Below are 14,013 nucleotides of genomic sequence, written 5' to 3' on the forward strand. Positions count from 1 at the left end.
CATGGACGTGCGGCAAATGATCGAGTCCATTACTCGCGAGCTTTTGCAATCGATGATTCAGTCCCCCAGGCAGGAGAACAAGCCCAAATGGTTGTATATCTTCTGTGACAGTCGCGCACATGAGTCGTTTGACGACCAGTTCATCGCACTGCAAAATAACGGAGTTTGTCACGACATTCTGTTTTTGGACGGGGAAACGTCGTCCTGGCTCGGCATGCATCGCATCGAATGCGGCGGAGCGGGCAAAATCATCACGGCAGACGAGTACGCACCGCTTCCGCTGGAGGTGCCGAAGGAGTACGACGGCGTCATCATTCCGGAAATCGACCTCGACAACGCGGCGAGAGTGGCGGCAGGGTTGAAGGGAACGATCAAGGCAGAGATCGTCTTTTCCGCACTGGTCCTCGGCAAGCCTGTCTTGATCGGGGAAGATGTGCCGGGACTCAAGCGCTCGGATCGGCGATGCCTGAAGACGCTGACGCTGCCACCAGCGTACCAGAAGCTGTTTTTGCGGCACATCGGCGCCATGAAGGAGCTAGGTGTCGAGTTTTACCCGCAAAAGTCGCTTGCAGAAGCGGCGATTCGCAAAAGCAGGGCAAAAGCTCAGACGCAAGCGCAAACAGGTGAACAGTCAGGTGCAGGTGCTGATGCACAGACGATTGTTTCTGCCAAGCTGTTGACCGCGGAATGGGTTCGGGCACAAGCCGATTTTCCCGACCAGCAGCTTGTGGTGCGCGAAGGAACGATCGTTTCTCCTCTGGCGACGGATTTGCTCAAAGAAAAAGGAATTGTCGTGCACTACGTTCGATAAAGGGGGAGCCTCATGTTTTTGGGAAAAGTGATCGGCAGCGTCTGGTCCACACAAAAAGAAGCGGGCATGGAAAATTTGAAATTGCTGATCGTCCAGCCCATTGACTGGAAAGACAGGGAAGGTGGACAAACGGTGATTGCCGCAGACCGCATCGGTGCGGGAATCGGCGAAAAGGTCATCGTTTCCGGCGGTACGCCTGCGCGGATCGTTTTTCAGAACAGACAGGTTCCGATTGATGCTGTCATCGTAGGAATTGTCGATTCTTATGAAGTAACGTGAGAACAATAAGCAACAAAACGGGTGTAGTCTGCGGATAGACTGCACCTTTTGCCATTTAGAAAAGAGAGCTGGGAAAAACATGTCGACCACGATCTTGCTGATTTTGCTGTTTGCGGCTGTCTGTCATGCGGTCTGGAATGCCCTCTCCAAAAAAATCGAGGAGCGGGACGCCTTTTTTACGCTGATTTTGGGAGCTTCCGTCATCCTGTACTTTCCTTTGGCCCTTTACTTGTGGCAGACGTCGTCTTTTCCGCCGGGGGCGATCAAGTGGCTGTTGCTCAGCACGTGCTCGGAAGTGCTGTACTTCGTCGCTCTGGGCAAGGCATACGAGAAAAATCATTTGAGCTATGCTTACCCGATCTTGCGGGGAACGGCTCCCATCGTGACAACGCTCATCAGTATCGTAGTGATCGGAACGACGATCGCCTGGACGGGGTATTTGGGCATTCTCGTCATTGTCGCAGGCGTTGTGTTCATGAATCAGCGGACGTTTTCGCTGCGCGAGCTGGGGAGCATCGTCAAAGACTGGGGCAATATGAAGTGGGTGTTTCTGGCCGGAAGCTTTTCGGCTTGCAGCAGTGTAGTAGACGGCATGGGCGCAGCGATGATGTCCGGGCTTTTGTTCAAATACGTCGTGTTTTTCGGGATGTTTGCAGGGAAGTGGCTGATTGATCGCAGGGCGGCGAGGAAAGTGTCTTATCTCGCCTTGTTGAAAAAGTATCCGTGGCATACGCTGGCCGGGGGAATTTTTGTGTTTATTTCCAACTCGCTCGCTGTTTACGCCATGCAAACAACGCCTGTCACCTATGTGGCATCCGTACGTGAAATCAGCATCGTCTTCGCCACCTTGATCGGCATCGTCTGGCTCAAAGAGCAGGTCAGCCTGGTCAAATGGATCTCGATTGGACTGATCCTCGCGGGTGTGGTCATTATTAAACTAAGCTGAAAAAGAGGGGCCTCCGCATAAAAACGGAAGGCCCCTCTTCTCGTTGCAAGCATGGATGCAAAAGCCTAGCGGGAAGCTTGTACAGACTCGCTCGTTTGCGCATCCAGCTGAGTGATTTCCTCGTGAATATAGATGCCGCGCTTTTCCAGTTCGGCGAACACTTCAGCCGGGTCAAACGCGTCCTCCGGGATGAGCACGCCTGTCTTTTTCACCATGCCTTTGGCGATCATCTCGGTTGCGATGGCCATCGGGATGCCTACGTTTCGCGTGTAGGCACGCAGTTTTTCCCAGCCTTCTACGGAGCCGTCGGAAGCGGGATGCGTGTGGTAAAGAACGTGTTGCACGCGCTGCCCGTCTTTTTCCCCGACGACTTCCACATGCAGCGAATAGCCGTACAGCTCGGTTTCCTGCCCTTCTGTCGAATGAAACAAATACTCGCTGATGCAATCGAGAATCCCGATTTCTTTGCCGTTGACGTTGATCTTGTCGTTGCGCATGAAGCCCCAGTCGTAGAGGGCGCGAACGAGCTGCATATTTTTCGCGGGCCACGTGCCGCGCACTTCGATGAGCTGTACGTGCTTGTCGGCGAGCGCAGTTGCCAATGTTTTTGTCTCCGCGTGCGGGATGATGTACTGAACGGTTTGGCCATATGGCTCAGGCAGCTGGATTTCACGAGGGCGGGCAAACGGAGGCACCTGGATGAACTCGCCGTTTTCAAAGACGACACGGCCAGGCAGGAGCGGATCGTATTCGTACGTAGTCGTCTCGGTGATCGAACGGGAAAAAGCGATCGGACGAAAAGCGCCGTGGCTGACGCGCACGGACTCCACGCGATCCAGCTGATTCGCGGCATGCATCGCCATCATTTGCGTGACGCCGGGGGTCATTCCGAAGCCAGGCACGCATGTTTTGCCGTTTTGCTTGAAAATGTGGTCGGAGGCTTCTTCAGCGCCAAAGCCGTTCAGATTGACGCCGTGGCAGCCGGCTTCCGCGATGCAGGCAGTGGAAAGCCCGTTCAAAGTAATCGTGGTGCCGTCCATGACGATGTCGTATCCACGCATCTTGTTGACCGTATCCTCGTGATCGTGCACGTTGATCTGGATGAAGTCGACGCGAGGGTCTTGCAAAGATTCCACGATTTTGCGGCCTTCTGCTTCATTGAAGTCGGCTACCGTAATTTTCTCGAAGCTGGAATACTGCACCAAATCGAGAATCGACTCCCGGCAAATCCGGCCCGCGCCGCCAAGACAAAGAACTTTCATGATGAAGCCTCCTTTTGACCTTTTGAATTGTCTAAAAATTCAGCACTTCTATTACTGAATATATCACAAGTTTTGTGCTTTGTCTTGTGTTTTGTTGTAAATTAATTGTGTTTTTAGTTTGAATTACTTATTAAACAAACATCAACACAACTAAAAGCACAATTTAGTTGGATAAGAAAATAAAAAACAAATTAAAACAACAAAAAATCAATATGAAGTGTTATAATAAAATAAAAATTAAGAATATTTCATTTAATAAAAGCGCGGCCAAACGCAAGCAGTTCCATCGGCCATCTGGGGGGATTGGGGAAAGCAAAAAGAAAGGGTCTAAATCGCGTGTCGGCACATATCATGTCTCTATCGCTAAAAGAAGGTGGATGGGATGGAAACTCTGAATGTGTTTTACGAGCAGCATGTGATCATGAACCTGGAAATGTACTTGCGGGTAATCGTGAGCGCTGTGCTGGGGATGTTCATCGGTTGGGATCGCTCACACAAAAACAAGCCTGCCGGGCTGAAGACGTACATGTACGTCTCTGTCGCCTGCACGCTGATCACGCTGGTTTCGATTTACAGCACAAAGCTCTACAGCTCGCCGAACAGCGGAACGATGATGGACCCGATGCGGCTGGCAGCCCAGATCGTGACGGGACTTGGCTTTCTGGGAGCGGGCGTCATTTTGAAAGACGGCTTGCAGGTCAAAGGCTTGACCTCTGCCGCGATGATTTTTTTCGCGGGCGGAATCGGCATCGGAATCGGAGCGGGCTTTTACGGGATTGTCATTTTCTCCGTTATGGTGGCCTTCGCGCTGGCCCGAGTCAGCCAGCGATTCGAAGAGGTCACACACAAACGCTCGGAAAACAGTGAAAAAACAAGCGCGATGAAGCAGCAAGGCGTGGGATAGAACGGGAAGCGGAGCGGGCGATGCCTGCATCGCTTTTTTCTTTTTGCGAATGCGTCTTCCCGCTGATATTCCTCTGACAAACATCCGTTACGCTGTAAAAAACAAAACGATTTGAAGGAGTGTTACACGATGAGAGATGAGCGAATCGGCAAAATCGCAGACAACCTGATTTCGTACAGTCTGGATGTTCAGGCAGGCGAGCATATCATGATCCGGGTAGTAGACGAGGGCGAGCCGCTGGCGGCGGAACTGGTCAAGCGTCTGTATGCAAAAGGGGCTTATCCGCACCTGCGCTTCGTCAGACCCAAGCTGGAGCGGGAGTGGCTGCTGGGTCTGACCAAAGAGCACGTAGCACAGGTGATGGCGTGGGAAAACGATCTGTGGAAGGGAATGCACGGGTACATCGGCATTCATGGCGAGACGAATGACAGTGAGCTGAAAGGCGTGCCTGAAGAAAAGCAGCGTTTGTTTGCCGAAGCGTTTCAGGATATTGCCCACTACATCGACAATCAAACAAAAGGCATTCGCATCAATTTCCCGACGGCTGCTCTCGCCCAGAAGGCGAACATGAGCACGGACGCTTTCGAAGACTTTTACTTCGACGTCTGCTCTTTTGATTACCGGAAAATGGCGCAGGCGAGCCAGCCATTGTATGAGCTGATGGACAAGACCGATCGCGTGCGGATTTTGGGGCCGGGAACCGACATTTCTTTTTCGATCAAAGGAATTGGCACGCAGCTGGCGGTCGGCAAGCGGAACATGCCGGATGGGGAAGTGTACACATCGCCTGTGCGGAGTTCGGCGCATGGGACGATCAGCTACAATACCCCGAGCCATTACAAAGGAACGACTTTTGACAACGTCACCTTTACCGTGCGCGAAGGCAAAATTGTCGAGGCAACGGCCAACCATGCGCAAAAGCTGAATGAAATTTTGGATACGGACGCGGGGGCGCGTTACTTCGGTGAATTTGCGATTGCGTTTCATCCGCACATTTTGCATCCGATGGGAGATACGCTGTTCGACGAAAAAATTGCCGGCAGCTTCCACCTGACCCCGGGGCGGGCGTACGATTCAGCCGACAACGGCAATCGCAGCACGATTCACTGGGATTTGATCTCCATCCAAAGACCGGATTACGGCGGGGGCGAAATTTGGTTTGACGATGTATTGATTCGCAAAGACGGGAAGTTCGTGCATGAAGCTTTGCTTGGATTGAATCCGGAGCAGCTGATGCGGTAAGGAGGAGCCGCTCCTTGATTTGACAGCAGGAATATTCCGCCTCTTTCAAGAAGTATAGGCGGTGATAGCATAGAGAGAACGAGGAGCTGGTAGCGTGACTTTACGTGCAGAAGAAACCGTCGTCGGTTTTGTGGGAACGGGCGTCATGGGCAAAAGCATGGCGAAGCACTTTTTGCAGGCAGGGTATAGCGTGCTGATTTACACGCGCACGAAGGCAAAAGCACAGGAGCTGCTGGATGCGGGAGCCGTCTGGAAGGAACAGGTAAGCGAGCTTGCCGCACAGGCTGATGTCATCATTACGATGGTCGGATACCCGTCTGATGTGGAAGAGGTGTACCTCGGCGCCGATGGGATCATTGCTCATGCGAAGCCGGGTACTTATTTGGTAGATATGACGACATCGAAGCCGTCCCTCGCGCAAAAAATTTACGAGGAAGCGAAACAGCATTCGCTCCATTCGCTGGATGCCCCTGTATCCGGCGGCGACGTAGGAGCGCGGGAGGCGCGTCTGACGATCATGGTCGGCGGCGATCAGGAAGCGTTTGAAGCGGTCGAGCCGCTGCTTGCGATCATGGGCAAAAACGTGGTTCTCCAAGGGGGGCCAGGTGCGGGGCAGCATACGAAAATGTGCAATCAAATTTGCATTGCAACGAATATGATCGGCGTGTGCGAAGCGATTGCCTATGCGAAAAAAGCGGGACTGGACCCTGCGCGCGTGCTGACCAGCATCGAAGCGGGAGCGGCCGGAAGCTGGTCGCTGTCCAATCTGGCTCCGCGGATGATAGCCGAAAATTTCGCGCCAGGCTTTTACATCAAGCACTTTATCAAAGACATGGGGATTGCTTTGGAAGCGGCCGAGGAAATGGGGCTGTTGACTCCCGGGCTTGCCTTGTCGAAATCGCTCTACGAGGAGTTGGCGGAAAAAGGCGAAGCGGACAGCGGGACACAGGCTTTGATCAAATGGTTTGATCGCCAATAAGGAAGTGAGCCGCTTGGCCGAGCGCCAGACGCAAGAAAAGGAGCCCGCTTGAGACGGGCTCCTTTGTTATTTTGCATTGACCCGAACGTCCAAAGCTTCGCTGGGTACAGGTTTGTTTTTAGGTTGTGGCGTTCCCATCTTTTTCACTTCCAAAATGTCGAGCAAGAACACGAACGACGGAATGCCGACGATCAATCCCCACACCCCGAAGAAATGCTCGGAGAAGATCAGGACGACGAACGTGTAAAAAATCGGCAGATGGGTCTTCGACGCCATCAGGCGCGGATTCAGGACGTACGCTTCCATCGCGTGAATCAGCATGATAAACAAAAGCAAGTATATGACGGTAGGTAGCCCACCGATGCTAAAAGCGATCACGCTGAGCGGAATCAAGGAGATGATCACGCCGGCAACCGGGATCAGCCCAAGCACGAACACCATCAGCGACAGTCCGAACAAGTTGGGGAAGCCGAGAATCCACAAGCCGATCAACGTAAACACGGTGTTGAACAAGGCGATCAGCAGCTGGGTTTCGATTACTTTCCCGAAGGTCAGAATAAACTTTTGGCTGAAGTATTCAATTTCGCTATACAGCCAGGACAGCTTGCTGGTGCGGAATTGGGACGTGAACTGGACGACATTGTCTTTGCCCAGCAAGAAAAACAGACTGAGCAAAAGGGCCAAAAACAGATTGAAGCCCATATTTTTCACGACGGTCAAAAAGTCAAGACTGCTCTTGACCAGCCCTTTCATGTCAAGCTTGTCTAAGGTAGACATGACATACGGGGCAAATTCGGAGTGCTGGTTCGCCCGCACGACTTGTTCGATCAGATGAATCAGTTGCCCGGTTTCGTGAATCAAGGCCGGAAAGGCGCGAATCCCGCCCCATACGAGCAAAACAGCGAGCAGCAAGTACAGGAAAATGAGAGTCAGCTTGGGACTTACAGGCACAAGCTTGTGAATGGATTTGGTGAGAAACTGATGCAATCGATCCATCAGGAATGTGACGAGAAAAGTTAGCAAAACAACGTTGATCATGCTTCCGAGCGAATAAAGCAGGAGGCAAAACAACGCCAATATACCGAAACGTCTGAAATCCTTATTTTGCAAGAAGGTGGGCAAATTCATGGGAACATCCTTTCCAATTTCGAGACGCGCTATTTTTCTTCCATAAGCTTACCGCAACGATGTGTATTTCCTGTGTCTTTTTTTGGCGAATGCTGTAAATAACACGTACCAAGGAGGGCACTCAGCATGAAGCGTCAAGTGCTGCTTGTCGAAGATGAGAGTCGCATCCGCGAAATCGTCGCGGACTACTTCGAGCAAGAGCAATGGATTGTGCATGAAGCAGAAAACGGCAAGCAAGCCATACAAATGATGGAAAAGCTCCGGGTCGATCTGGTCATCCTCGACATCATGATGCCGGAAATGGACGGGTGGACCGTTTGCAAGGAAATCCGGGCAGACTCCGACGTGCCGATCATCATTCTCACCGCCAAATCGGAAGAGGATGACAAGATGCAAGGCTTTGAGCTTGGCGCGGACGACTATGTCACCAAGCCGTTCAGTCCGCGAGTCCTGGTAGCCAAGGCGACTTCGCTGATGAAGCGGGTCGAAGGCACCGTTCGGGGAACCGACCATTTGCTTCGCTTTGGCGAAGTCGTCATCAATCGGCATGCCCGGCGCATGAAGATCAAGGGAGAAGAGATCGACCTCGCGCCAAAAGAGTACGAGCTTTTGGTCTATCTGATCAAAAACGCCGGGATCGTGCTGTCGCGAGAAACGATTATGGATCACGTATGGGGCTTCGATTACTTCGGCGACTTGCGCGTAGTCGATACCCACATCAAGAAGCTGCGCAGCAAGCTCGGCAGCGAAGCCAGACACATACGGACTGTCATCAAGGCAGGCTACACGTTCGAGGAAGAGCGATGAAAAAATGGGGCGTGACACTCAAGCTGTTTGCCATTACCGCATCGTTTTTCCTGTTGTTTTATACGATTATTATGATCGGTCAGTTACTTTTTTTCGAGCAATTTTATCAATCCAAAAAGCTGAACGATCTGGAAAAGAAGCTCGAAGCCTTTTCCCAACAGTATGTATCGCGGGAGTGGGACGCCGAAAGCATGGCCCGGGAGCTGTCGGCGTTCATCAGCCGCAACAAGACGCAGCTGGCGATTGTCAGCACGAACGGGCAGGTCAAGTACGACAATCCGTTTCGCATCGTCATCCGCGATCAGGCTGGAAAAAGTGTGAAAATCTCTTTGTCGCTGTTCCCGGAGGAGGAGCGGAGTGCCCTGTTGAGCGCGAATTTGCAAAAAGGCGACCGGATTGAGGCGATTGGCGTCTTCGAGGAAGGACTGCTCCAGGAGATGTTTTATCCCCGCGTGATCAGAAAAGCGGGTGCAGCCGACATCGGCAGCCTGAAAGCAAGCGACACCGCCCCGTCACTGGTCAGCGTCAGCGGTGAAATTACCGATTTGTTTTTGCCTGCGCCCAACCAGTGGAATTTGCGGCAAGGCATTTTGTTTCATGTGTTAAAAGACTTGTTCCCGCTGTCAGAGGAACGGAAACGGGCGCTGGAACACGGCAAGGTGCTGGAGGAAGAGTGGGTGGAACCGTGGAGCGGCGTGCGCAGCCTGGTCGCGATTCATCCCGTGATCCGAAACGGGCAGTTGAGCGAGCTGATCGTCGCCCTGACTTCCTTGCAGCAAATCAGCGAGGCAAACGATGCTTTGCGGCTGTTTTACATCTACATCGGAATCGGCGGCTTTGCGCTCATTCTCGTGCTTTCTTTGCTCTTTTCCAAAATCGTCACCAAGCCGCTGCTGTCTTTGAACAAAAGCGCCCTGCGCATGGCGAGGCTGGATTTTTCCGTCAAGTCGCCGCTTGCCCGCAACGATGAGTTCGGCAGCCTCGCGCGCAGTCTGAATACGATGTCGGAAAAGCTGGATGTGACCTTGCGGGAGTTGCAGCAAGCCAATGAGCAACTGCGTCAGGAGATGGATCACAAGCAGCGGATGGAGCTGATCCAGAAAGATTTTGTCTCGAATGCCTCGCATGAGCTGAAGACGCCGCTGAGCATCGTCAAAAGCTTTGCGGAAGGGCTGCGGGACGGCGTAGGGGAGAACAAGCGGGAGCGGTACATCGAAGTCATCCTCGACGAGACGGAAAAAATGGAGGAGCTTGTCCGCGATTTGCTGGAGCTGGCGAAGCTGGAGGCGAAGACGACCAAGCTGAAAAAAAGCTGGTTTTTCCTGAGCGAGCTGACGGAAGAGATCGGAGAGCGGCTCATGCACCATCTGCGCGACAAAGAGCTTCGAATCGTCACGATTTTGGCGAATGAGGAAGCGCAGTTTGCCGACCAGGAAAAAATCGAGCAAGTGCTGTTCAACATCCTGGTCAATGCCATCCGCTACGCCAATCCCGGCAGTGAAATTACCGTGCGGATCGAAGGCGAGCAGCACGCCCAGCGCGTCACGATTGAAAATGAAGGCGAGCCAATCCCCGAGGAGCAGCTTGGCTTCGTCTGGGATCGCTTTTACCGGATCGAACGCTCGCGCAACCGCAAGACAGGCGGGACGGGACTCGGTCTTGCCATCGTGCGGCACATCCTGGAACTGCACGAGGCAGCATACGGAGTGCGCAATACGAAGACAGGCGTCGCTTTTTATTTTTCATTGCCCAGTTATGGGAAAATGAAACCATTTGCCTGATAAAGCGTCTGACTTTTAGCAGAAGAAAACGACGCAGGGAGGCAAGAAACAAATGAAGCGCGTAAGGATTAGCCTGCTGACGGCTGCGATGCTTTTGACCAGCACATGGGTGGCGCCCGTGCAAGCAGCAACGTTTACTACGGTTCAGCCTTACTTGACTGATTACAAGGTTGGGTTTACTGACGGGCATGCTCTGTTGACCAAAGCCCAGTACGATGAGTTTGAGTACGCCGGGCAAACGGTGATTGTGACGAAAGCCGGGAAAAAAGGATTGCTCGACGCCCGCACGGGAAAAGAAATCACGCCTGCCAGCTGGGATCAGATAGAAATTCCCGGGCGCAACAATGTGGCGATCGTCCAAAAGGGCGGCTGGTTTCAATACATCGATCTGACGACGAAAAAGCTGTCTGCTGCCAAATTCGCGGGAGCGCACACGTACTCCTTGTCCGCGGATTACGCTGACGCGATCGTGTTTGTCGGGCAGACGTCCATGCTTTTGGACAGTACAGGCAAAGTGCTCATACCGCCGTTTGCCGGCAAGCTCTCTGTCGTTTCGCTGATTCCCCCGGAAGCGACGGGAGATCGGGAGGCAAAAGAAACGCGTTACTTGGTGGCTTCGACTGCCAAAGGGATCACGCTGTATGATGCCGCTTCGTTCAAGCCGAGATTTTCGTTGGCGAATACGCAGTTGATTCCGAATGAGGGCGGGCCGAAGACTGCTTACCTCAAGGTGAGGTCAGGCGGCATGGAAGGCTTGGTGGACGTAAACGGGAAATACGTTTTGCCAGCGAAGTACAAGGCGATCTACACGTGGAACGAGGGATATTTTCAGGTGCTCGCGCAAAAAGGCACGGGCTTGTGGAAGGACGGACGATTTTTGGCGGAGCCGCTCTATCAAGAGGTCGGCTTTGAGTACAATAACCCCGATTTGTACTGGACGCTGGACAAGGGGATCGTCACCTATCATTCCATCGCCAAGGGAACAGAGCATGCGTTGAAACAGGGCGCGACCTATTTGCATGACAGCTACGTGCTGGGGCAAGACCCGAAGACAGGCATGTACGGCGTGCTCCAGGTCGGCGGGGAAGTAGTGATCCCGTTTGTCTATCCGAAAGTGGAAGGGCCGCCGGCTGCTCGACAGCTTGTGCGCAGCGATGGGAAAAAGGCGATGTTGCCCGCTTGGGGAAAGCCGATCAAAGAGCCTGACTTTTGGTTTGACTCCGCCGCGCCAATCGGCGGCAGCTACAGTATGCAACTGATCAAGGACGGAAGTAAAATCGGCCTGTATTCGGAAAATGAAGGTCTGATTTTGTCGCCTGTCGAGAACCGCCGTTTTCGTTATGAGGAAGCTACGGGGCATATCGTAGTGACCGAGCCGGACGGGAAAGTGCTGCGATTCGGCGGGATTAGCGGCAAGCCGGAGAGCGGGCAACATGTCCAGACTTTGTCTGAACAGTTGAATGGGGTATACGAAGCGGGAAAAGGAACCGTGATTGTCAACCGTACGACCAATCAGCCGATCAGTAAGCTGTATCAACAGGTTTACCCGGATGACGTGTCCAAACTGATCGTGGCAGCAGACGGACAGATGGCTGACCTGTACACTCCCGATGGCAAGCTGCTCACCACGCAGCTGAAGATTGCCTTTATGCGTGAAAGAAGCGATGCTCCGCCCGTCACTTTCATCCAGGTGGGCGATTCCTTTTACACGTGGGGAGGCAAGGAAGGCACGAGCAAGCTGGCACTGCTCACCATTGCGGATGGGGAGCTGCAGGCCGCAAGCGATTTGGTGTATCGGGAAGCAGTGTACAAAGTCGTGGGAGAGAAAAAAGTCGCCGTGATGATGCGAACGGACGGCACGCTGGACTTTTGGGGCGAAGAAGGCAACCAGTTGGTGAAAAAGGTGGCGGGCGCAAGCGAATATCAGACGGATTCTTACTTTGGCGGTCTGCTGATTGCGGAAAGCGATGGCTGGCATGTGTACTCGTCGTCGCTGCAACGATTGACGACAGGGGGCTATCAGGCATTGAAGCTGCTCGGGCTAAGCGACAAAGGAGCGAAAGCCATCGTCTATCGGGATAAAGCGACGGGCTTGCACGGATTGTTGACCCAGGACGGGAAGCAGTTGACCGCTCCTCAGTACGAGTCGATCCGGCTGTCCAGTGAAGCATTTCCCGGTTTGTGGTCTGCGGCGGAAGGACAGCCGCCTTTTGCGTTCAGCAAAAAAGACCAGTTCGGCTACCTCGATCGGGAGGGCAAAGAGTTGTTTGCCAGCAAACTTCTGACGAAAAAGCCCGCGATCAGCTATCTTCCGCTCCAGTTGCCGAGCTTTGCGGCGTATAGCGAACTGATGAAGCAAAACCCGCTGGAGCTGATCGACTTCGGTAAGCCGTACAGCTGGCCAGAGGGCGGCAGCAGCGAGGGCAAGTTCTACGCGAATCTGGCGTTGTATCTGGAACTTCCGCAAGGCGCGGGCAAGAGCGAAGTGCTCGCGGCGCTGACAGGCAAAGCGATCATCAAGCCGGATGAGGGCCGTTCAGACTTGAGTGACGAAGACATGTACAGCCTCGTCTACTATATGGCGACGGGAAAAAGCAGCTTGTCCATGACAGCGGAGCAGCTGACACGGTGGGCCGAACAGCGGGGAATTGTTCTGCAGCGCGGGGGAAACCAATACTATCAGACGATGGATTTGTACCGGGAGTACCACCAGATGTTTTTTTCTGAACTGCTGCGTTCCTTGGCAGGAAAAAAGGTGGCGAAGCCCAAGGTGCTGAAACAAGGGGAGCTGTCCTTTGCCCAAAAGAAAATGATCGAATCGATGCTTTTGGTCAACGGACGTCCTGCGGAGCAATTGCCGATGCCATTGCCGCAAGCAGAGTGGGAACAGGGCGTCCAACCGTTTTTGACAGCTTACCAGAAGCAGGCGGCCCAACTGCTCGCTGCCTATGAAAAGCAAGTCGGGAAGTAAACGAACATAGTCGATGGAAAGCGGCACGGGGAGTCTCTGCAATCCCCCGTGCCATTTTGCTGGTCCGGTTCCATTCAGCTAAAAAATCGGCCAATACTCCAAGACGAGCAAGTAAAAGGCGGCATGCACCAAGGCTGTCACCACGAGAGAAACAACGAAAGCAACAAACGAAATCTGATCGAGCTTGTAGGCGACCAGGAAGAAAATCGAAAAGGCGAGATAGGCAACAAAAGTTCCCTCTTCCAAATAAGCCATAAGTGTGATTCCCCCTATCTTCCTCTATTGTAGCCGATTTCGCTGCCAGATGAGGAGAAGGGACGTTTTTTCAAAGGAGTGTTAGAGATGAAGGTCTTGATCGAAGCGTTAAAGCAGGAGGATGCCCGCGCGCTTTTGGCGTTCGAGAGCAAGAACAGGGAGTTTTTTGAACGGACAGTGCCCAGCCGTGGCGAAGCGTACTATCAGGACGAGCATTTTCTAGAAAGCTTGCAGGCTTTGCTCGCAGAACAAGCGGAAGGGACAGCGTTCTTTTCGCTGATCAAAAGTGAGCAAGGCATTATTTTAGGCAGAATGAATTTGGTAGACATCGATCAAAAGCGAGCGAGCGCGGAGCTGGGCTATCGCGTCGGCGAAGAGGCCGCAGGCAAAGGCGTTGCTTCTTCGGCACTCGGACTTTTGCTGGGCGAGTACGTGCAGCAGCTTGGCATCCGGGAAGTGCACGCCAAGACAACTGCGGACAATATCGCTTCGCAAAAAGTGCTGCTAAAAAACGGCTTTGTCTTTCAGCAGGCTGATGCACAAGGCTTTTTGCACTATCATTGGACGCTGTAGGTTTAAACTCAGCGGTTTGTTTCTGATTGGATGTTTTGGTATTATATGTAATGTTTGAATAATCAGGAATAAAAG

At 52.9% G+C, this 14,013-nt stretch carries 13 protein-coding genes; 10 read left to right on the top strand and 3 right to left on the bottom strand.

All coding sequences use genetic code 11. The features are described from left to right. Position 1 precedes the first annotated feature (1 nt). From IRJ17_RS10875 to IRJ17_RS10885, 3 genes are all read left to right on the top strand, one after another. Positions 2-811 carry a hypothetical protein gene (locus tag IRJ17_RS10875; RefSeq protein WP_122964705.1) on the top strand — a complete coding sequence of 270 codons (810 nt, stop codon included), beginning with the start codon at positions 2-4 and terminating at the stop codon, positions 809-811. Positions 812-823: 12 nt separating this feature from the next. Further along, a complete protein-coding gene (locus IRJ17_RS10880) occupies positions 824-1,090 on the top strand; it encodes a EutN/CcmL family microcompartment protein (RefSeq protein WP_242774631.1) in 267 nt (88 codons plus the stop codon). Positions 1,091-1,169: 79 nt separating this feature from the next. Then, positions 1,170-2,036: a DMT family transporter gene (locus IRJ17_RS10885; RefSeq protein ID WP_122964707.1), complete on the top strand. Its 867-nt coding sequence runs from the start codon at positions 1,170-1,172 to the stop codon at positions 2,034-2,036. A gap of 65 nt (positions 2,037-2,101) precedes the next feature. On the opposite strand, the gene IRJ17_RS10890 is transcribed toward IRJ17_RS10885, so the two are convergent. After that, complete coding sequence (locus IRJ17_RS10890; protein ID WP_242774634.1) at positions 2,102-3,298, bottom strand: saccharopine dehydrogenase family protein; 1,197 nt, start codon at positions 3,296-3,298, stop codon at positions 2,102-2,104. Between the two features lie 382 nt (positions 3,299-3,680). Here IRJ17_RS10890 and IRJ17_RS10895 point away from each other — a divergent pair, with 382 nt between their 5' ends. The 3 genes from IRJ17_RS10895 (at position 3,681) to IRJ17_RS10905 (ending at position 6,423) form a co-directional block, all read left to right on the top strand. Continuing rightward, positions 3,681-4,202 carry an MgtC/SapB family protein gene (locus IRJ17_RS10895; protein ID WP_063230021.1) on the top strand — a complete coding sequence of 174 codons (522 nt, stop codon included), beginning with the start codon at positions 3,681-3,683 and terminating at the stop codon, positions 4,200-4,202. Positions 4,203-4,331: 129 nt separating this feature from the next. Further along, positions 4,332-5,444: an aminopeptidase gene (locus IRJ17_RS10900; RefSeq protein WP_242774637.1), complete on the top strand. Its 1,113-nt coding sequence runs from the start codon at positions 4,332-4,334 to the stop codon at positions 5,442-5,444. A 145-nt stretch (positions 5,445-5,589) separates the two neighbouring features. Continuing rightward, a complete protein-coding gene (locus IRJ17_RS10905; RefSeq protein ID WP_423751966.1) occupies positions 5,590-6,423 on the top strand; it encodes an NAD(P)-dependent oxidoreductase in 834 nt (277 codons plus the stop codon). 66 nt (positions 6,424-6,489) lie between these two features. Here the strand turns inward: IRJ17_RS10905 and IRJ17_RS10910 are convergent, their stop codons facing one another. Beyond that, on the bottom strand, positions 6,490-7,551 hold the full coding sequence (locus IRJ17_RS10910; protein WP_063230024.1) for an AI-2E family transporter: 1,062 nt from the start codon (positions 7,549-7,551) through the stop codon (positions 6,490-6,492). A 126-nt stretch (positions 7,552-7,677) separates the two neighbouring features. Here IRJ17_RS10910 and IRJ17_RS10915 point away from each other — a divergent pair, with 126 nt between their 5' ends. Genes IRJ17_RS10915 through IRJ17_RS10925 form a run of 3 tightly spaced genes read left to right on the top strand, consistent with a single transcriptional unit; the run spans position 7,678 to position 13,110 of the window. Then, on the top strand, positions 7,678-8,358 hold the full coding sequence (locus IRJ17_RS10915; RefSeq protein WP_173597607.1) for a response regulator transcription factor: 681 nt from the start codon (positions 7,678-7,680) through the stop codon (positions 8,356-8,358). Next, complete coding sequence (locus IRJ17_RS10920; protein WP_122964712.1) at positions 8,355-10,139, top strand: sensor histidine kinase; 1,785 nt, start codon at positions 8,355-8,357, stop codon at positions 10,137-10,139. The genes IRJ17_RS10915 and IRJ17_RS10920 overlap by 4 nt, the downstream gene beginning before the upstream one ends. A 52-nt stretch (positions 10,140-10,191) precedes the next feature. Beyond that, positions 10,192-13,110 carry a WG repeat-containing protein gene (locus tag IRJ17_RS10925; protein WP_242774643.1) on the top strand — a complete coding sequence of 973 codons (2,919 nt, stop codon included), beginning with the start codon at positions 10,192-10,194 and terminating at the stop codon, positions 13,108-13,110. 78 nt (positions 13,111-13,188) lie between these two features. Here the strand turns inward: IRJ17_RS10925 and IRJ17_RS10930 are convergent, their stop codons facing one another. Further along, positions 13,189-13,365 (bottom strand): hypothetical protein, encoded by a 177-nt coding sequence (locus tag IRJ17_RS10930; protein ID WP_173597610.1) that lies wholly within the window; start codon positions 13,363-13,365, stop codon positions 13,189-13,191. An 87-nt stretch (positions 13,366-13,452) separates the two neighbouring features. Between IRJ17_RS10930 and IRJ17_RS10935 the strand changes: the two genes are divergently transcribed. Continuing rightward, complete coding sequence (locus IRJ17_RS10935; RefSeq protein ID WP_173597611.1) at positions 13,453-13,938, top strand: GNAT family N-acetyltransferase; 486 nt, start codon at positions 13,453-13,455, stop codon at positions 13,936-13,938. Positions 13,939-14,013: the final 75 nt, after the last annotated feature.

Source organism: Brevibacillus parabrevis (assembly GCF_022701015.1).
GTDB classification, from domain to species: Bacteria; Bacillota; Bacilli; order Brevibacillales; family Brevibacillaceae; genus Brevibacillus; species Brevibacillus parabrevis.

Excerpts from the sequence above, each read along its gene's own strand:
- IRJ17_RS10935 (WP_173597611.1), top strand. The coding sequence starts at position 13,453 with ATGAAGGTCTTGATCGAAGCGTTAAAGCAGGAGGATGCCCGCGCGCTT.
- IRJ17_RS10890 (WP_242774634.1), bottom strand. The coding sequence starts at position 3,298 with ATGAAAGTTCTTTGTCTTGGCGGCGCGGGCCGGATTTGCCGGGAGTCG.
- IRJ17_RS10925 (WP_242774643.1), top strand. The coding sequence starts at position 10,192 with ATGAAGCGCGTAAGGATTAGCCTGCTGACGGCTGCGATGCTTTTGACC.
- IRJ17_RS10910 (WP_063230024.1), bottom strand. The coding sequence starts at position 7,551 with ATGAATTTGCCCACCTTCTTGCAAAATAAGGATTTCAGACGTTTCGGT.
- IRJ17_RS10930 (WP_173597610.1), bottom strand. The coding sequence starts at position 13,365 with ATGGCTTATTTGGAAGAGGGAACTTTTGTTGCCTATCTCGCCTTTTCG.
- IRJ17_RS10875 (WP_122964705.1), top strand. The coding sequence starts at position 2 with ATGGACGTGCGGCAAATGATCGAGTCCATTACTCGCGAGCTTTTGCAA.
- IRJ17_RS10905 (WP_423751966.1), top strand. The coding sequence starts at position 5,590 with ATGGGCAAAAGCATGGCGAAGCACTTTTTGCAGGCAGGGTATAGCGTG.
- IRJ17_RS10880 (WP_242774631.1), top strand. The coding sequence starts at position 824 with ATGTTTTTGGGAAAAGTGATCGGCAGCGTCTGGTCCACACAAAAAGAA.
- IRJ17_RS10920 (WP_122964712.1), top strand. The coding sequence starts at position 8,355 with ATGAAAAAATGGGGCGTGACACTCAAGCTGTTTGCCATTACCGCATCG.
- IRJ17_RS10895 (WP_063230021.1), top strand. The coding sequence starts at position 3,681 with ATGGAAACTCTGAATGTGTTTTACGAGCAGCATGTGATCATGAACCTG.
- IRJ17_RS10885 (WP_122964707.1), top strand. The coding sequence starts at position 1,170 with ATGTCGACCACGATCTTGCTGATTTTGCTGTTTGCGGCTGTCTGTCAT.
- IRJ17_RS10915 (WP_173597607.1), top strand. The coding sequence starts at position 7,678 with ATGAAGCGTCAAGTGCTGCTTGTCGAAGATGAGAGTCGCATCCGCGAA.
- IRJ17_RS10900 (WP_242774637.1), top strand. The coding sequence starts at position 4,332 with ATGAGAGATGAGCGAATCGGCAAAATCGCAGACAACCTGATTTCGTAC.